The organism is Leptolyngbya boryana PCC 6306, assembly GCF_000353285.1.
GTDB classification, from domain to species: domain Bacteria; phylum Cyanobacteriota; class Cyanobacteriia; order Leptolyngbyales; family Leptolyngbyaceae; genus Leptolyngbya; species Leptolyngbya boryana.
The window spans coordinates 5155707-5174265 of sequence record NZ_KB731324.1; the positions used below are offsets into that span (position 1 = coordinate 5155707).

The window sequence follows — 18559 nt, forward strand, 5'->3', positions numbered from 1 at the left end:
ACACAAATATTTTCAAGTGGGTACGAGGCGCTGATAGGTTTCAAAGCGATATCCATCTTGCTGATCGAGGTTCAGCAATTCAAAATCTGAAAGACGATCGCGCCATTCGCAAAAGAACACATCACCGGAATAATTCCCTTCGACGATCGTTAACTCCATGCGATCGACTACATCTAAAGCCTGCCGATAAATCGATGCACCACCGATGATAAATCGTTTCGCATCTGTACATTCCAAGGCTTGCGACAGCGATCGCACAAATTCCACTCCCTCTGCCTGTAAACTCTGCGAAGAGATGATAATATTTCGACGGTCAGGGAGGGGACGTTTTCGGAGATCAAATTCCCAAGTTTTTCGACCCATAATAACGGTATGATGCAGCGTGAGTTGTCGGAACCGTTTGAGATCTTCAGGAATTGACCACGGGAGTTGACCACGATCGCCAATGACCCCATTGGTTTGCGCGATCGCGGCAATCAAGATAATTTCAGACATCTAACAGATTTGGGTCTATTCACTACGACGCTTTTCCACCTGGTTTTGCGGTCGATAATTTACTCAATTCATCACAAACGAGATAAATTGTTGCAATTGATGATTACAATCTGTGAATCCTATAGCAAATTATCCACTTGTTTCTTATGGACTGTAAATGGATACAGAGAATTATCTAAATCACCCAACATTTGGGTTGCTCTTCCGGGTGTGTTTGGTGGAAGAGAATCGAGAATTATTCAGTACGCTTTACGCGCAAAGATTATTCTTCTTGGTGTTTAACAGTTCTGACGGATTGGAATTTGAGCCGATCGGACGCACCGATGCGAAGATGCTCGTTGAAGCTCGCATGAGAATCTTACGACGAACCGGGATGAACAAGGAGTACGATCAACTTCAGATAATCCATAAACGCACTTTCCAATGACCGATTTGATCGATCGTATTGCCCAATTTCGCGCCTCAATTCCACCCCAGGTTCGAGTCATTGCCGTGACGAAAACGGTTTCGATTGAGGCAATGCGAGCAGCCTATGCTGCCGGAATTCGAGATTTTGGCGAGAATCGCGTGCAGGAAGCGGAAGTAAAACGCGCAGCACTGGCTGATCTCACTGATGTGACTTGGCATTTGATTGGGCACTTACAGAGTAATAAGGCGAAAAGCGCGATCGAGTTGTTTGACTGGATTCAATCAGTGGATAGCTTGAAATTGGCACAAAGGCTCGATCGTTTGGCGCAAGAACAAAATCGTCATCCGCAGATTTGTTTGCAAGTGAAGCTGTTAAGCGATCCCAATAAAGCAGGATTCTCTGTGGAGGAACTTTGGCAAGCGTTGCCCCAGCTTGCTGCTTTACCGAATTTGCAGATTCGGGGCTTAATGGTTATTCCGCCCCTTGATCTAGAGCCATCTGAAACATTGAAAGTCTTTCAGCATGCAAAAGAGTTGGCAGAAAAGATTCAGATTCAGAGCCATCTTCAACTGGATCAGCTTTCAATGGGCATGTCAGATGACTATGGTTTAGCCCTACAAGCAGGTGCAACAATGATTCGCCCAGGACGGATCTTATTCGGGGCAAGACGCTAAAATATTGTGCCAATTTTCAATATCTATGAGAGCGTATATAGTCCGCGAGCAGTGAAATCATGCCTAACGAATTGAAACTGCAAATATATGATTCCGGCTAGTAACAAATACTACTAAGCCTTCTGGTGAATTCTCGCAAAGTGAAGCGATAAATTTGGCTTGTATTTTAATTGGCTAGGTTACATCAGACTGGATATATACGCCGGAATTCTAATGAAAAGCGATCGCTTTTTCGATCAGGAAAATTCTTGGTGCTAGGCGATCAATGCGGAAATCTCAACAGTTTGGAGTGGCTGGAAGGGTTTACGGCTCCGAATTGCAACAAAATTCAAAGAAAATTTCGGAAAATTGATCCAACTTTCAAAAGTATCGATACAATTGCACCCGGAGGGCAAAAAACTCCAAGGAAAGTATGCAACTCTGATGGCTGGATGTATACTAATTCATCAATCTCGTTATTTGTGCAGCAGTATAAGAACTTATCTAAGCTGTCAAACAACAAAATTGAATTTGCTTTCCGGCAAAGCAGCTTGGAAATGACAATCCAGTAATCAAATTGAATTCAGTGGTGACTCTGCTACTCTCAATGATTTGACCGTAACTTTTCAGAAAACTCGAACTTATTCGGATGGAGCGTGAACAGTGAGTATTTTCAGCAAATTACGTGATTTTGTCGGACTCAACGAACCGGTTGAGTACGAATACGAATATGACGAGATGGACGGGCAAGAGTATCAGTCTCTCTATCAAGAAGAGGCGGCTCCCGCGCCTGCTCCTACAGCAGCAGCTGAAGAACCCCAATCGCGACGGGATCGTTTTCGCAGTCGAGCTGTGGGAATTGGTAATGAAACAACTGGTGTAGGAACTGCTATGAACAATGTGATTGGAATGCCCGGTGCTGCAAATGGAATTTCGGAAGTTGTGGTGGTTGAACCCCGCACGTTTGAAGAAATGCCGCAAGTGATTCAGGCTTTGCGTGAGCGCAAGTCTGTGGTGCTGAATTTGACCATTATGGATCCGGATCAAGCTCAACGCGCAGTTGACTTCGTGGCAGGTGGAACTTACGCGATCGACGGTCATCAAGAGCGCATTGGCGAAAGCATCTTCTTGTTTACGCCAAGCTGTGTGCAAGTCAGTACGCAAGCAGGTGTCTTGAATGAAGTGCCTCAGCCTGCTCCGGCTCGCCCGCGTACCTCGACTCCGACTCCGGCTTGGGGGGCTGAACCAAGAGCTGTTCAAGGTTAATTGCAGCACTGGATCAAGGGCGAAAGATATGGTAGATCTGTAGCCCTCTTATCCATTTCGTGCGAGGGCAGTAGATTGGTTAGAAAATTTGGCATGATTGGCGGCGGGATGATGGGCGAAGCGCTCTTGTCCCGCCTTGTTGCTCAGAAGGTGTTTGAGGCAGACGCGATCGTTGTGAGTGAGCCTTCTCAAGCGAGACAGGAACTTTTAGCGCAACAGTACAACGTTCACGTCACGAATGAGAATCGGCAAGCGGCAGAGTCGGAGATCGTGCTGCTGGCAGTTAAGCCTCAGATTTTTCCCAAAGTTGCTCAGGAGTTAGCAGGACAAACGCGATCGGCGTTAGTGATTTCGATTTTGGCAGGCACAACCTTGAAGCAGTTGGAGGCAGCGTTTCCAGGGCAGCCTGTGATTCGAGCGATGCCGAATACGCCAGCCGCAGTTGGAGCGGGCATGACTGCAATCGCGGGCGGTCAACATGCTGAGAAACATCATCTAGAGCAAGCCACTGAGATTTTAGGCACCGTTGGCAAAGTCGTAGAAGTGCCAGAGTCGATGCTGGATGCAGTCACAGGATTATCGGGATCGGGGCCAGGATATATTGCGATCGTGATTGAAGCGTTAGCAGATGGCGGTGTGGCAGCAGGATTGCCCAGAGCGATCGCGATGGAATTGGCAATTCAAACCGTCAAAGGAACCGCGCAGCTTTTAGACGAAGAGGGAATTCATCCGGGAGTCTTGAAAGATCGAGTGACGAGTCCAGGTGGAACGACGATCGCGGGAATTGGAGAGTTAGAGAGAAATGGGGTGCGATCGGCGTTTATTCAGGCAGTGAAGGTGGCGACAGAGCGATCGAGAGAGTTGGGGCAATAAGTTGGGCAATTAGGGAGATGGGGAGATGAATTTTGGAAGTTCTATCTTTCTCTCTATCTTCCTGACCTTCATTTTCCCTTAACGTTCGCTACAGCACTCGTCAGAATTTGTTATCCTCAAGGGCAATTGCCGACATAGGCGCTTCCTCAATCCTCAAGATGAAAGGAGAACTGTTATGGCGACCTTGGATGAGATTAGAGCCGCGATTGATAGCTACCCTCCTGTTCTAACTTCTGGCGCATTGATGCGGATTGCAGAAAAAGAAGGATGGCGGGAAGATCGCAGTGAGGGGGGTCATCGGGTTTTTATCTATCCAGATGAGCCGAGCTATGGGCACATCACTTTTAAGTGCCATCAAGAAGGAGCGGATTGTAATCGGATTGTGACGCGGCGAAGATTGACTGAAATCTATCAACCCGCATTAGATCGCGCTGCAGAAGATGCGGAACGACAAGAAAGATTGAGACAGACGATTAATCAGCTAGAAAGTGTGCTCGCCCAGTGTGAAGCGGATTTTTCGTTGAAAGCTCACCGAAAGTTGGAAGAACTGCAAAAAAGAATCGATCAATACGAAAGTGATTGTCTAGATGAATGCGAACAGACCATGCAGCAGTTTGTCGATGATTGTCAGCAGGGAGCCTTGGCTGAGAAAGAACAAGAAGTACAACAACTGAGTCAAGATCTCGTTCTTGCTCGCCAGCAAGTCGAACAATTACAAGCTGAACAACGATCGCTGAATCAATCTCTCTCAGTTGCAGAGCAAAAAGGTGATGAGTTGCGTCAATCCTTGGCGATCGCTCATCGCACTGTAGAAACAAAAGAACGGGATTTAGCGATCGCTCAATCTCAGATCGCCGCGCTCAAGCAAGCTTTGCAGGAGAAAGAGGCACAAATTGAACTAACTAAGAATCAAGCTCATAGCCGTTTTGTTCGGCTGAAGCGAAGCATGATGTTGGTCTGCTTCGTGTTGATGGGATTAGTCGGAGCATTGATGTTCCGAGCCTGGTTCTCGGCTGTCCCAATTCAGCGATAAAACAAAACCCCGCTTTCCAGAAGGACGCAACGGGGCAAAAGACGCAGTTAGGAGGTATCTATATAGCCTTCACCTTAACCAAAGAAATTCCGAAATCCCGTTCTCTTAAGGTGTTCTTAACGTCTCGGAATAAATTTGGTAGGGAGATGGGAAGCGGTTGACTAGTAAAAGCTAAATCATTTGAGCTTGCCGCATACGGCTGAGAAAAGTATGTAGTCGATCGCTGTTTGGATTTGTCAAAACTTCCCGTGCTAGTCCTTCTTCAACAACTCGACCTTGATCAAGGAACATTACTCGATTCGCGACATCTCGCGCAAACTGGATTTCATGAGTCACAACCACCATTGTCATGCCTTCTTCAGCTAATCGACGCATCACTGCTAGGACTTCACCGACTAGCTCAGGATCAAGGGCGCTCGTTGGCTCATCAAAGAGCATAATTTGAGGCTCCATACAGAGACTTCTGGCGATCGCAACTCGCTGCCGTTGTCCGCCTGAAAGCTGCTCTGGATACATCTCTGCTTTGTCTGCTAAGCCAACTTCTTGAAGATAGTACTTTGCCCGCTCTTTGCTCTCGCTTCGAGAAATCTTGAGAACTTGTTGAGGAGCTAAGGTGAGATTCTCTAGCACACTCAAATGTGGAAAGAGATTGAACTGTTGAAAGACCATTCCGATTCGCGATCGCACCTCTTTCAACTCCCGTGATGAAAGCTGTGGCTTAGAAATTTCTAAATCACTGATCACAATCTTTCCGCGATCGACCGTTTCCAATCGATTCAAACATCGCAGCAGAGTACTTTTACCGCATCCCGACGAACCAATAATCGATAGAACTTCACCCGCATCCACATAGCCACTGATACCTTGCAGTACAGGCAGCGATCCGAAACTCTTCTCTAGGTTGTCAAACTGAATTGCGTGCTTCATGGGAGTAAAATAAAACGCGATCGAGAAGGCTGACATGTCCCTCCAGACAGAATTATCGCGATTGAGAATCATTCATTAATATATAGGAAAAAACTAAACGTACTTCCTATGAAATGGCGTGCAATTGCTTTAGCTCTGATTTGTACATTGTTCGTTGTCTTGAATCCGCTGCGATCGCTCAGTCAGCCCGTCCTCAATATTGCGGTCGAGCCTGTGTATGCCCCATTTGAGTTTCGTAACGGAGCGGGAGAGCTTCAAGGATTTGATATTGATTTGATTCGAGAGATTGGTAAAGTCGCCGGGTTTGGGGTGCGATTTCAGAATATTTCTTTTGATGGAATTATTCCATCCTTACAGGCGGGAACAGTTGATGCAGCGGTCGGGGCAATGACGATTACACCTGCAAGGTCAGAGGTCGTTTCATTCTCGCGCCCTTACTTTAAGGCAGGACTCGCGATCGCGTCTCCAAAAAGTCAGCCTATTGGTTCGCTAGAAGAACTGAACGGCAAAACGATCGCAGTGCAAATCGGAACGACAGGAGCGCAAACTGCACAGAAGATTCCGAATGCTCAGATTCGGACGTTTGATGCCTCTGTGATAGCTCTGCAAGAACTGAAAAATGGCAATGTTGCGGCTGTGGTTCATGATGCGCCGATTCTGCAATACGCGCTCAAAACGGGGAACTTGCAAAATATTCAGGTCAGTGGTCAGCTTTTGACAGAGGAGTACTTGGGCATTCCAACTCCGAAAAACTCCCCGAACTTAGAGCGAATCAATCAAGGGTTAGGCACGATTCTCAGCAATGGAACATACCGAACGATTTATCGCAAATGGTTTAATACAGAGCCACCTGCTTTACCCGAAGCAGTTCCAAATGCGACGAATCAGACCCAGTCGAACTGGTTCACAACCATTACGAGCGCACTTCCGCTTCTTTTAGCAGGAACGTTGATTACGCTGCAACTGGCTGTGATTTCGATTGCCATTGGTTTAGTTGCTGGTTCATTGATTGGGATTGCTCGTCTTTCAAAAACAAAGCCAGTTCGGTGGTTAGCCAGAGCTTATGTTGATTTCTTTCGAGGTACACCGTTGCTGGTTCAGATTTTTATGATCTATTTCGGCATTCCGGCTTTGATTCAAGAACTGGGGATAGAGTTTAGCTTCGATCGCTTTATTGCTGCTGTCGTTGCCTTGAGTTTGAATAGTGCCGCTTACATTGCTGAAATTGTACGCGCGGGAATTGTCTCGATCGAGGTAGGACAAACCGAAGCAGCAGCGTCTTTAGGGCTGGATACTACTCAAACTCTACGGTATGTGATCTTTCCGCAAGCCTTGCGTCGGATGTTACCGCCCTTGGGAAATACGTTTATCTCGTTGCTCAAGGACACAACTTTGGTCGCGATTATTGGATTTGAGGAGCTTTTTCGCCAAGGACAGTTGATTGTTGCTGAGAACTATCGACCCTTTGAGCTTTATGCGATCGTGTCTTTGATCTATCTTGCCTTGACCTTACTGTCATCTCAACTCTTTAGCTATCTGGAGCGACGTATGAATCCAGTACATCACGTTCAGAAACGCGATCGAGCCGTTGTACCCCAATAAAATCTGAGAAGACGATCTGCTACTAGTTCATCCCCCACTCCCCATCTCCCTACTCCCCAAGCTGAATGCGCTTACCCCCGCCCCCTTCAAAACCCAGAACAAAGCCCCTATTGCCGATCAAGCCTGAGTTTGTCAAATTGCAAATCAGTTCCGGGCAATCTATAAAGAGTAAATTCCCTGGGATCTGTTATGACAGTTCGTAGACGGTTTATTCTTCAGACTGGAACCAGTTTTCTCATGACCACAGGCGTGCAGGGCTGTCTTCAGACTTCTCAAAACCCGCTACAAGGTCAGCCCACGCTCAAAATTAGTCAAGCGCTCACCCATCAGATCCAGCGTCGAGGCTATCTCCAAGTTGCGACTGAGGACAATTATGCTCCTTTCGAGTTTTTACTCAACGGTAAACCAGCGGGCTTTAACCACGCACTGTTTGCACGGCTTCAGCAACTTGTGCCTTTTAAAATTCAACAAAGTATTGTGCCCTGGCAGGGTATTCTGCCTGGTGTGAATTATGGCAAATACGATGTCGCACTCACCGCCGTTGGGATCACTGACGAACGCGCCAGATTTCTCGACTTTACAATCCCGATCGCAGAATCCACGATCGCCTATATCAAACGTAAAGGAGACTCCTCGATTCAAAGTCTTCGCTCCCTCTCTGGGAAAACCCTGGGAGTACAACAAGGAGGAATCTCGGCGGCGGCTGTACCCGACTTATCAGCCGAGTTAGAAAAACAAGGCGGCAAGATCGGACAAGTTAAAGAGTATCGAGGATTTACAGAAGCATATCAGGATTTGGTTAATCAAAAATTAGATGCAGTGCTGCATAATATTGTGTCGTTGTCTCTACTCGTCGATGAAAAACCTGCCATTTTTGAGATGGGAGAGCGAGTTGGGCGCAAATCATATGCAGCTTGGGCAGTGAAGAAAGGCGATCGAGAATTACTAGATTTTTTGAACCAATTTTTACAACAGCAACAGCAGCAGGGAGAACTGAAAAAGCTCCAGCAAGACTGGTTCAAAATGACATTTGAAAACCTTCCCAATGTTCCTTTGTTACCTGGCGATCGCCCCATCTCATAAAATCTCTTCCTGTCTGAATTCGCACTCTTCCTTGTCTTATTCCTCATGCGTTTTAATCCCCCAAATCTAGCTGCTCATCAACGCAATTTACTGGTTCGCTTATTGATTGCTAGCGTGATACTCCTTGTGAGTAGTGGAGCGTACTACAGCTATCAATTAGTGCGCAATTCGATGCTCGAAAGTTTGAAGAAAAATGTTTTTCTCGAACTATCGCAGGGGCGAGATAGCCTCGATCACTGGCTCTCCAATCAGAAAATTCACATTGAAACTCTGGCAAATACGGAGCAAGTGAAATCGATGAATTGGGAAACGACTGAACCTTACTTAAAGGCGGAAACATTACGATTAAGTGATGTCTACGCGATCGCAGTGGGTAAACCGGACGGATGGCGCAATGTTGTGGGAGGTAAGCCTGCTAATGTATCCGATCGCGCATATTTTCAGAAAGTGATGCAAGGGATTACAAATGTCAGTGATCCGATTATCAGCCGAGCAAACAATACCCCTACCTTGGCGATTGCCGCTCCCATTCGCCAGGGATTTGATACGAATAGTACGCCGATCGGAGAGATTCACACTCTAGTCCGCTTAGATCGCGTTAATCGAGTGGTAAGCAGCGTGAAATATGGCAATCACAGCTATGCTTTTGCGATCGACTCTCAAGGGCAGATTGTTACGCATACGAGCCATACTGATAATCACGCTCATGTGCACTTTCATGAGAGTGAGTTGTTGAAAGCGCTCCCTCAGATGAGCAAAAGCAAAGAGAGCGTTGAGTTGGTAAAGGTCGCCAATCAGATGTACTATCTGGCTTATCTCCCCCTTCAGGAGGTAGAGTGGGCATTGGCATTGGTCATTCCCAAAGAGGATATCGAGTCGCAGGTGCAATTTCTCGACATGATTGCTCTAATTGTGGCGGGAATGGCAGTGGCTCTGTTAGCCATTCTGGTGCAGGTGCAGGCGATGGAGCAAAGACATCTTAAGAAATCCAATGAACTTCTCGAAAAGCGAGTAGAAGCACGTACCAAAGAGTTGTCGGATGCAATGACAAAGCTTCAGCAGTCGCAACTGCGGATGATTCAGAGCGAGAAGATGTCTGCACTGGGTAATTTAGTCGCAGGGGTGGCGCATGAGATTAATAACCCTGTCAATTTTATTCACGGCAATATTACTTATGTGGATGAGTATACTCAAGCTCTCTTGCACTTGATTCAGCTTTATCAAGAGCAGTTTCCCGATGGGTCTAAGTCGATTCAAGAGTATTTAGCAGAAATTGATTTTGAGTTTCTCGCGCAGGATTTAGAGAAGACCCTAGCTTCTATGCGGATCGGAACCGATCGCATTAAAGAAATTGTGCTTTCTCTGCGTAATTTCTCACGGTTAGATGAAGCAGAAGTCAAACCCGTCAATCTGCATGACGGAATTGATAGTACTTTACTGATTTTGCAACATCGCTTAAAAGCAACACCGGATCAAGCTGCTGTAGAAGTGGTGAAGGACTATGGAGATTTGCCATTCGTTGATTGCTATGCGAGCCAACTGAATCAGGTTTTTATGAACATTTTGGCAAATGCACTAGATGCGATGGAAGACCAGCGCGGTCTGTCTCACTCTCAGCCTTGTACGATTCGGATTAAGACGAAAAAGCTGGAGCACGGGAGAGTTCAGATCGCGATCGCAGACAATGGCCCCGGAATTCCTCCAGAAGTTCAGCCCCGTATCTTTGATCCGTTTTTTACGACAAAATCGATCGGTAAAGGAACGGGAATGGGGATGTCGATTAGCTATCAGATTGTGACTGAACGACATCAAGGCAAATTGTACTGTGTGTCTGAAGTGGGCAAAGGAACAGAGTTTTTCCTTGAGATTCCGATTCGTCAGGGGGCGGTGCTCGCTGCTACAGTTTCTTGAGCATTGTGCAGTTGTCGATAGGAATTGATAGGCTTGCAATGAAATCGAATCTTTGAGTTTATCGATCAGCAAACTTGAACTTCCTTATCTCAAAGCAGAAATCTCAATCGTACAAATGAAGTAAATTTTGCAATGGTTGCCACGACTTGTAGGATCTCTGTTGAACTATCGATCTGCTGCTTCAATTGCTGCATCTGTTCCACGTCCGCATCTGTACAAATTATCCCCTCTTTCAAGATTGCTAATCTAGCTTTAGAAAACAGAGCCATTGCGCGATCGCGTTCCTTCTTTAACTGCACCTGCTCATCAAAATCTGCTTGTCGATAACGAATCTCGATTTTACTCAACAGCTCAGATGCTTGCTGAAAGAAAAGCTCATTTTTCTCGGACATCTCTATTTCTCCAAATTCCGAATCCCAACTTCTGCACCGCGATCGGGAATTCGACTTCCAGCGGCGGCATTGGCTCGATCGAGTAATTTCTGCGCTACTCCACGCCACAACGGGTCAGTTTGAATTTCCGAGACAATTCGCGTTGCTTTCGTTCTGAGGGTTGTATAGTCTCGTCCTGTAAAGGTAGATGCAGTCGTCAAAATTCTGGGAATCAAAGCATTCATCTGATTGAGATCCAAATCGTCATAGTGATTTGCAGCTTCAATCACTTCTTTGCCCATTGCTGCTGCTCGCATACATTGAGCCACGGTGAGTTCTAGAATTCGCTGTTCTTCTTGTTTAATCTGTTGCCACTCGCCTAGAACCTCACCTGCTTGATTTTCTAGCTCGGCTTTTCGTGCAATTAAGGCTGTTTCGCCTGCTTTAATTCTGGCTTGAATCGATTGATACTCTTTTTTGATCGCTTGTAGTTTGACGATCGCGGTGGTTCGATGCTGTACTAGCACAGGTGGATTGTCACTAATTGCTTTTGCTAACACTGCCATCTGTACGGTCAAAGTCTTTGCATACTCTGCTGATTTTTTCACTTCATCTCGGCTCACTGTACTTCTACTATCGAGTTTGGTGAAAATCTCTGAAAAGCCTTCATACTGGTTTCGCAAGTCTGCAATGAATGTATCCCATTCTGCAACTTTCGGCGGTTGGAATGGGTCGATCGCTAAATCAATAATCTCCCCACTCACTTCAACCTTAGAGTTCAAAATTCGATTTACAAAAGCCTGACGGATTTCAGCACTCGATCGAGTCGGCGCTTCCAATTCTCGTTTTCGCATGGTGTCAATGGCTTCGATCGCGCTCAAGGACTCATTGCGAAACTGAAGTGCTGCTCCCTGAAGTGCCCGTGCTTTCTCGACACTACAGCCTCCTAGCGCCAGACTTCCCATGATCAAAACTGAAACCGCCCATCGCCTCATGGTTTGTTCTCCACTATTCACCCATCACATGCACAACTAGTTCTCTAGTGTGCCGATGCTGCCGATGCTCCCATAGATAAATTCCTTGCCAAGTTCCGAGCACGAGCCGACCCTGAGAAATTGGAATCTGTTCTGAAGAATGGGTTAAGACTGTCCGAATATGAGCGGGCATATCGTCTGGACCTTCTGTACTATGAATATAGTTTTCCCACTCTGGAACAAGCTTGGCAAAGAAATTCTCTAGATCTTGCAACACATCTGGATCAGCGTTTTCCTGAATGATCAAACTTGCAGAAGTATGTCGTAAAAACAAGTTGCACAAGCCAGTTTTAATTCCAGAGTCAGCTACGATCGCATTCACCTGCGAAGTAATTTTTAGCAAAGACTTCCCCTGCGTTGTGATTCTTAAAATCTTCTGATGCTGCATGTTAATCCCTGTAACACTGAATACCATTATTCAAGCGAATTCGATCGCGCTTTCAGCTTAAGAAATGATTAACTGTGTGCAAGCATGAGTCACAATTAAATTGCAGGAATTAAAATCAAACGCATGTTAAAGATCAACATTGCTGAAGAGAAAGTGGCTGCATATGAACGGGTGTTTCGGCGATCGCCTCAGTTGACAAGTTTGCAGGCGGGATGGCAAGGGATTTACTTTGCATACGATTTCATGCCTCCTGGAGAAACGCCTGAAGTCATTTCTACGCAAAATGGGATTGCGATTTTTACGAATACAGGTAAATCTCAAGTTGCAGAGCGATCGCTGAATGGTCAATTCCGATGCGAACAAGTAGCAGACGGCAATATGGTAATTGTTCCAGCTCATACGAGTTGCCAAAGTCGCTGGTTTGATTATGGTGGTGTGATCTTTTTTAGCGTTGAGTCTTCAGTGATTGCTCATGCTGTGCATGAAGTAGGAAATTCTGATCGGATTGAGCTACTTCCCCAATTTGCTACGGCTGATCCGTTCGTTTATCAAGCGGCTGTTGCTTTGAAATCTGTACTAGAGCAGGAAGGAAGTGCAAGTCGGCTCTATGGTGAAGCGATCTCAAATGCTTTGATTGTGCATACGATCCAGCATTATTCAAATCGTCGCCCTTTACTGCAAACCTACGAAAACGGGCTTTCTCACTATCGATTGCGGCATGTGATTGAGTATATTCAGGCTCATTTAGAGCAGGATCTGAGCTTAAATGAACTTGCTGCGATCGCTCAAATGAGTCCGCATTACTTTTCTCAATTGTTCAAACAATCGACTGGCGTGACTCCGCATCAGTTTGTAATTCGAGCAAGGGTTGAGCGTGCGAGAGAATTGTTGATGACTCGAAAATGGTCGATCGCTGAAGTTGCCAAAATGGTTGGATTCGTGGATCAGAGCCATTTACATCGTCACTGTAAGCGCTTGCTCGGTGTGACCCCAAGCATGATCCAAAACCAGGCGTAACAATCTACAAAAAACGGAAGAATCTACAAGATCTGTGCGAATGAGTTGTGGATAGTGGAGGCAAGCGCACTTCAGGAATTCAACTCATGGGATGGATTGAAACGAAAACAGAGCCGATGGTGATCAATATGGGTCCTCACCATCCAGCGATGCATGGCTGCTTCCGAATTATTGTCACATTGGATGGCGAAGATGTTCTAGACTGTGAACCTGTGATTGGCTATCTGCATCGTGGCATGGAAAAGATTGCAGAAAACCGCACGAATACAATGTTCATTCCCTATACGAGTCGCTGGGACTACTATGGTGGAATGTTCAATGAAGCAGTGACCGTGAATGCAGTTGAGAAATTAGCTCAAATCGAAGTTCCGAGACGAGCGAGCTATATTCGGATGATCATGCTCGAACTGACGCGAATTGTGAATCATTTGCTATGGCTTGGCCCGTTTGTGGGAGATGTGGGAACGCAGGCTTTATTCTTTCCAACGATGCGCGATCGCGAAATGATTCTTGATTTATTTGAAGCGGTTTCAGGCTATCGCATGGTGAATCACAATTACTTTCGAGTGGGTGGAGTGGCTGCTGATCTGCCGTATGGTTGGGTCGATAAATGTGCTGATTTCTGCACTTACATGTTGCCGACCTTAGATGAGTATGAGCGACTGATGAGTGATAATCCTATCTTTCGACGACGGTTAGAAGGGATCGGAGTCCTCACGAGTGAAGATGCCATCAATTGGGGTGTGACAGGACCCATGCTACGGGCATCTGGCGTGAAATGGGATTTGCGAAAGGTGGATCATTATGAGTGCTATGACGAGCTAGATTGGGAGATTCAGTGGGATACGGCGGGCGATTGCTATGCTCGATATGCGGTACGGATACGGGAAATGCGAGAATCGATCAAGATAATTCAGCAGGCATTAAAAGCTTTGCCAGGTGGAGCTTATGAGAATTTAGAAGCTCAGCGAATTCAGGCAGGCCCGAAATCTGAATGGAATGGGTTTGACTATCAGTTTATTGCGAGAAAAATTGCTCCAACTTTCAAGATTCCGAAGGGTGAGCATTATGTTCGGGTTGAGTCAGGTCGAGGAGAGCTAGGAATTTTTATCATTGGCGATGACAATGTGTTTCCGTGGCGTTGGAAGATCCGCCCTGGAGATTTCAACAATCTGCAAGTGCTGCCGAAATTGATTCAAGGGCGGAAGGTGGCGGACATTTTTGTGATTTTAGCGAGTATTGATTTGGTGATGGGATCAATCGATCGATAAGTTTCCTGATGCAATCGATCGATCCTGGGGACTCTTTTTGACACTTAGCTTATACTAGCAGTCCAATGTGTTGTCCAGTTCCCAAGGCGTAATGGAAGCATTTGCTTGTTGCCATTCTTGATATTTAAGTTTGAGATATGCAGAAGTAAAAGACTTACCCAAAGATTTACCAATTACCTCACTCTTCTCCAAACACCGCAACGCATCTAACAAGTTTGCAGGTAGAGTCTTAGCCTCGCCAGCAGGTAGCGGATCAGTATAGCTATTGTTATCGCGTCGAACCCCTGGATCAAGCTTCTGATTAATTCCATCCAGTCCTGCCGCGATCAAAGCAGCAGGCAGTAAGTAAGGGTTTGCAGACCCATCTGGTAGTCGGCATTCAAACCGTCCTGCATCGGGAATCCGAATGGTATGAGTTCGATTGTTCCCGCTATAACTTACAGTATTAGGTGACCAGGTTGCGCCTGATAGCGTTGCAGGGGCATTGATTCGCTTGTAAGAATTTATAGTCGGATTCGTAATCGCACAAAGCGCTTCGGCTGAATTCAACACTCCTGCAATGAATTGATACCCCAGTTGCGAAAGTCCTAATTCTCCTTGTGGGTCATAGAAAAGATTCTCTTTGTCGCTACTATCCCAAATTGAAAGATGAGTATGGCAACCATTTCCCGTTAAATGTGCAAAGGGTTTAGGCATGAAGGTTGCGCGGAGTCCGTGTTTTTGCGCGATCGCTTTCACCATGTACTTAAAGAACGCATGTCGATCGGCGGTGACAAGAGCATCCGCATACTTCCAATTCATCTCGAACTGACCATTGCCATCTTCGTGATCATTCTGGTAAGCTCCCCAACCGAGCGTGAGCATTACGTCACAAATTTCGCGAATCACTTCATATCGACGCATTAAAGACTGCTGATCATAGCAAGGCTTACTTTGCCGATCGAGCTTATCGGAAATGTCTTCTCCATCTGCACTCAGCAAAAAATACTCACATTCCACGCCAGTCTTGACTCGATAGCCTAGATCCTCAGCTTGTTTTAGAACTCGTTTCAAGACGACTCGTGGAGCTTGTTCTAAAGGTTCTCCAGTAATCGTATGCAAATCCGCAGGCATCCAAGCGACATCAGGTTGCCAGGGAAGCTGGATCAATTGATCTGGGTCAGGAATTGCCAAGATATCAGGATCAGCCGGAGTCATGTCTAACCAAGCTGCAAATCCTGCAAATCCTGCGCCATCGGATGCCATTTGATCGATACTTTCAGCCGGAACTAACTTCGATCGCTGAACGCCAAAGAGATCAGTAAATGAAATCAGAAAGTAGCGAATTCCTTGATCACGAGCGATTTGAGAAAGCATAGGTCAGTGGCTTAATAGAGTGGAAATGTGCGATCGAATAAAGGCTTCGTCGTCTGGACTTTGATAAGGATTGCCTGCGCGATGTCCCCAGATTGATCGAATCGGATGATACTCTGCATTGGGGAGCAATTCTGCTTCTGCTGCACAATCTTCTGGCGTGAAATACAAATCTGTAGTTGCAGGCATGACCAGTGTTTTCGCTTGAATCGCGCCAAGTGCGGTTTGATAATCTCCTTGATAGATGGGATTGTCACTCACATCGCAGTCTAACCAAGTCTGAATCATGGCTAAAAGATTGTGCGGATCACGCTTGCGGTAGCTCGCTTCCCAAAATCGTACAAGATAGTCGTCAAGCGACGTGTAGCCTAGTGGATAGTAGAGTTTTTCTCGGTAAAAGGCTTGAGAAGCTGCCCAACTTGCATAGATCCGAGCAAAGGCTTGAAATCCTCGATCGGGAACGGCTTCAAATCTCGTTCCATTCCAAGCCGGATCAGCCGTTAATGCACTCCGCAAACTTTGCAGAAAGATGCGATTGTGATCGGTGGTTCGAGCCGTTCCACATAATGCAGCAATGCGTAGCACCTTCTCAGGATACAGCGCGCCCCAGTGATAAGCTTGCTGTGCGCCCATTGACCAACCGTAAATTAAAGCTAGTTGATCGATTTGAAATACTTCTTCTAGAAGTTGCTTCTGGGCACGAACATTATCGAAATGGCTAAAAATCCCCCAATCGCTGTTACTTGGCGAAGTTGAAAGACCATTGCCAAACATATTGGGAATGATCACAAAGTACTTTGTCGGATCTAAGATGCCATCTGGACGAATCAACCAATCAATGTCTGAATGCTGCGCGCCGTAAGAGGTTGGATAGAGAATTGCATTTGAGCGATCGTCATTTAACGTTCCATAAGTTTGATAGACGATCTGAGCTTCACTGAGCGTTTTCCCACAGTAAAGCTCAAAATTTTTCAGCGTAAAACACTCACTCATACAAGCTTTGTTGCAATATCGAGGTTAACTTTGATATAGCCTGAATCAACGTGAGCAAGATGCTGCTTAATTTGCTCGTGTGCTGCTGGCAGTTGGTGGAATGGGATTGAGGGATACATGTGATGTTCCGCATGAAACGGCATATTCCACATGATGAATTGCATCGGGAATAAGGTCATGACCGATCGAGTATTCGTCAATGGATTATCATCATGGCTGCATCCGGTATGTTCTGCGAAGAGATAGCCTCTCAGAATCGGCTGCGCGACAAAGAGCGGGAAAAGCCAATACATCACAAACCAGGGTTTCTGAACTGCGATCGACACTAAAATCGCGACCCCATAGACCGCAAGCTGGAGCCGAGTAGAGCGAATTACCTCTGCCCGCGCTTCTTCTGAAATATAGGGATAGTCTTCAACTTGTCCTAAAGCAACTCGAATATGAGTGGTAAGCTTACTCCACCACCAAGGCAATCCGCTAATCATCCACAAGTACTCTCCTAAGTTCTTGGGCATTGGATCGCTGAGTTCTGGGTCTTTTTCTAGATTTTGCACATAGCGATGATGCCATTTGTGATAGCGCCGATAGAATGCGCCGTTATAAAAGGACAGCACTCCAGCAAACCAGCACACGAAATCGTTCAATGTATTGTTTTCAAAAGCAGTTCGATGTGAACATTCATGCAACGGAGCAAACATTGCAGCCAAGCTATAACCATAGATCACCAAAGCTGGCACAGCAATTGCCCAATTGTGACCAAAGTTAGTTCCCCATAGGTATCCGCTCACTCCCAGAATTAGCAGGTGAGCAGTAAAACGGATTAATCCTTTCAAGGTCGATCGAGTATTCAATTCTTTCAGAGCGGCAGTTGTGAGAACTGTTCTGTCTCCTAACAGGTTAGACTCAGAAATAGTCGGGTTCATAGCTCATCTTTCAACTTGTTATAACAAGCCTAATTTTAGAGCAATTGTGGATCTGTACTTGAGGCTACCAAACTAAAAAATGACCTTCCCTCTACATTTAGCGATTTCTGAGAAGTTGCGCGATCGCATTCGAGCAGGTATCTACCGACCTGGCGATCAACTTCCGAGTGAACATCAGTTGATGGCTGAATTTGAGGTGAGCCGAATTACGGCTCGACGTGCGATCGCGAATCTCACACAGCAAGGATTAGTCAATGTACAACGGGGAAAAGGCGCGTTCGTTTCCACTCAACAGAAAGTGGTTTACTCGCTGTCTAGTCCGCTGTTACTCGAAGCAGATTTAGCACGACAGGATATTGAAATTACTGTGCAGACTTTGAGCTTTGAGCGAGTGACTGCACCTGTTCATGTTCAGAAAATCTTGAATTGCGCGATCGCTTATCTGCAAAAGAAAGTCCTTTTATTTAATAATGTTCCGAGCTGTGTTGATATTACTTATATTGTTCCAGAGCTAGCAAAAGCCCATGGAAAAGAATTACGTCAAAAATTAACCTTTACAACCTTAGAAAAGTACGGCATCTGCATTCAAAAAATTGATGCTGTCATTGAATGTACTCAAGCGGATTATGAAACGGGTGAGCAGTTAGAAGTCTCGTTGGGACATCCTTTGATTGTTTATCGGCATACGGCTTTTACCGAGGCAGGCGCGATCGTACATGGAGAATCAATTTCACGGGGCGATCGCTTCTGCTATTCGATTCAAATCGATCGAATGATTGCTCCTGATCTCTGATTCAAAAACTACTGTCCCCACTTTTGATGAAAATAACTCAGTAAGCTTTGATCGTACTTTTAAATTTTTCGATAGCAGAAGACTAAAAAACGGGTTGAGTGACCGCAACTCAAAACTGTGCCAACTGATAGAAATGCGAGTAATTTGGTAATACTCTGTTTGAC

Annotated in this window: 19 protein-coding genes; 11 read left to right on the forward strand and 8 right to left on the reverse strand. The window is 45.9% G+C overall.

From position 1 onward, the window contains the following. Positions 1-12: 12 nt before the first annotated feature. Complete coding sequence (locus LEPBO_RS0125755) at positions 13-495, reverse strand: dihydrofolate reductase (RefSeq protein WP_017290477.1); 483 nt, start codon at positions 493-495, stop codon at positions 13-15. Between the two features lie 157 nt (positions 496-652). Between LEPBO_RS0125755 and pipX the strand changes: the two genes are divergently transcribed. The 5 genes from pipX (at position 653) to LEPBO_RS0125785 (ending at position 4729) form a co-directional block, all read left to right on the forward strand. Beyond that, positions 653-922 carry a transcriptional coactivator PipX gene (gene pipX, locus LEPBO_RS0125760; RefSeq protein WP_017290478.1) on the forward strand — a complete coding sequence of 90 codons (270 nt, stop codon included), beginning with the start codon at positions 653-655 and terminating at the stop codon, positions 920-922. Then, entirely contained in the window at positions 919-1578 is a 660-nt protein-coding gene (locus LEPBO_RS0125765; RefSeq protein WP_017290479.1) for a YggS family pyridoxal phosphate-dependent enzyme, read from the forward strand. Before pipX ends, LEPBO_RS0125765 begins: the two co-directional genes overlap by 4 nt. A 642-nt stretch (positions 1579-2220) precedes the next feature. Then, positions 2221-2823, forward strand: a complete 603-nt coding sequence (locus LEPBO_RS0125775) for a cell division protein SepF (protein ID WP_017290481.1) — start codon at positions 2221-2223, stop codon at positions 2821-2823. Between the two features lie 75 nt (positions 2824-2898). Then, on the forward strand, positions 2899-3696 hold the full coding sequence (gene proC / locus LEPBO_RS0125780; protein ID WP_026148928.1) for a pyrroline-5-carboxylate reductase: 798 nt from the start codon (positions 2899-2901) through the stop codon (positions 3694-3696). A 175-nt stretch (positions 3697-3871) separates the two neighbouring features. Further along, positions 3872-4729, forward strand: coding sequence for a type II toxin-antitoxin system HicA family toxin (locus tag LEPBO_RS0125785; RefSeq protein WP_017290483.1), 858 nt, complete (start codon positions 3872-3874; stop codon positions 4727-4729). 171 nt (positions 4730-4900) lie between these two features. Here LEPBO_RS0125785 and LEPBO_RS0125790 read toward each other — a convergent pair whose 3' ends face one another. Further along, complete coding sequence (locus tag LEPBO_RS0125790) at positions 4901-5656, reverse strand: amino acid ABC transporter ATP-binding protein (RefSeq protein ID WP_036046625.1); 756 nt, start codon at positions 5654-5656, stop codon at positions 4901-4903. Positions 5657-5764: 108 nt separating this feature from the next. Here LEPBO_RS0125790 and LEPBO_RS0125795 point away from each other — a divergent pair, with 108 nt between their 5' ends. From LEPBO_RS0125795 to LEPBO_RS44065, 3 genes are all read left to right on the forward strand, one after another. Continuing rightward, positions 5765-7258, forward strand: coding sequence for an ABC transporter permease subunit (locus LEPBO_RS0125795; protein WP_017290485.1), 1494 nt, complete (start codon positions 5765-5767; stop codon positions 7256-7258). A 189-nt stretch (positions 7259-7447) separates the two neighbouring features. Further along, positions 7448-8341, forward strand: a complete 894-nt coding sequence (locus LEPBO_RS0125800) for a transporter substrate-binding domain-containing protein (RefSeq protein WP_017290486.1) — start codon at positions 7448-7450, stop codon at positions 8339-8341. Positions 8342-8386: 45 nt separating this feature from the next. Next, positions 8387-10252: a sensor histidine kinase gene (locus LEPBO_RS44065; protein ID WP_017290487.1), complete on the forward strand. Its 1866-nt coding sequence runs from the start codon at positions 8387-8389 to the stop codon at positions 10250-10252. 89 nt (positions 10253-10341) lie between these two features. Here the strand turns inward: LEPBO_RS44065 and LEPBO_RS0125810 are convergent, their stop codons facing one another. From LEPBO_RS0125810 to LEPBO_RS0125820, 3 genes are read right to left on the reverse strand one after another with little or no spacing between them, the layout of a single operon-like run. Further along, a complete protein-coding gene (locus LEPBO_RS0125810) occupies positions 10342-10644 on the reverse strand; it encodes a hypothetical protein (protein WP_017290488.1) in 303 nt (100 codons plus the stop codon). Positions 10645-10646: 2 nt separating this feature from the next. Continuing rightward, entirely contained in the window at positions 10647-11618 is a 972-nt protein-coding gene (locus tag LEPBO_RS0125815) for a hypothetical protein (RefSeq protein ID WP_036044910.1), read from the reverse strand. Positions 11619-11631: 13 nt separating this feature from the next. Then, entirely contained in the window at positions 11632-12072 is a 441-nt protein-coding gene (locus tag LEPBO_RS0125820; RefSeq protein ID WP_242049462.1) for a secondary thiamine-phosphate synthase enzyme YjbQ, read from the reverse strand. 96 nt (positions 12073-12168) lie between these two features. Here LEPBO_RS0125820 and LEPBO_RS0125825 point away from each other — a divergent pair, with 96 nt between their 5' ends. Both LEPBO_RS0125825 and LEPBO_RS0125830 read left to right on the forward strand, forming a co-directional pair. Next, positions 12169-13062, forward strand: a complete 894-nt coding sequence (locus LEPBO_RS0125825) for a helix-turn-helix domain-containing protein (RefSeq protein WP_017290491.1) — start codon at positions 12169-12171, stop codon at positions 13060-13062. 86 nt (positions 13063-13148) lie between these two features. Further along, positions 13149-14333, forward strand: a complete 1185-nt coding sequence (locus LEPBO_RS0125830) for an NAD(P)H-quinone oxidoreductase subunit H (RefSeq protein ID WP_026148929.1) — start codon at positions 13149-13151, stop codon at positions 14331-14333. Between the two features lie 54 nt (positions 14334-14387). Here LEPBO_RS0125830 and glnT read toward each other — a convergent pair whose 3' ends face one another. From glnT to LEPBO_RS0125845, 3 genes are read right to left on the reverse strand one after another with little or no spacing between them, the layout of a single operon-like run. Beyond that, positions 14388-15689 carry a type III glutamate--ammonia ligase gene (glnT, locus tag LEPBO_RS0125835; protein ID WP_017290493.1) on the reverse strand — a complete coding sequence of 434 codons (1302 nt, stop codon included), beginning with the start codon at positions 15687-15689 and terminating at the stop codon, positions 14388-14390. A gap of 3 nt (positions 15690-15692) precedes the next feature. Next, positions 15693-16679, reverse strand: a complete 987-nt coding sequence (locus tag LEPBO_RS0125840) for an alpha/beta fold hydrolase (RefSeq protein WP_017290494.1) — start codon at positions 16677-16679, stop codon at positions 15693-15695. Next, the gene (locus tag LEPBO_RS0125845; protein ID WP_017290495.1) at positions 16676-17602 is read right to left on the reverse strand and encodes a fatty acid desaturase family protein; all 927 of its coding nucleotides are present in this window, start codon (positions 17600-17602) and stop codon (positions 16676-16678) included. The genes LEPBO_RS0125840 and LEPBO_RS0125845 overlap by 4 nt, the downstream gene beginning before the upstream one ends. A 79-nt stretch (positions 17603-17681) precedes the next feature. Here LEPBO_RS0125845 and LEPBO_RS0125850 point away from each other — a divergent pair, with 79 nt between their 5' ends. Continuing rightward, complete coding sequence (locus LEPBO_RS0125850) at positions 17682-18395, forward strand: GntR family transcriptional regulator (protein ID WP_017290496.1); 714 nt, start codon at positions 17682-17684, stop codon at positions 18393-18395. The last annotated feature ends 164 nt before the right edge of the window (positions 18396-18559 follow it).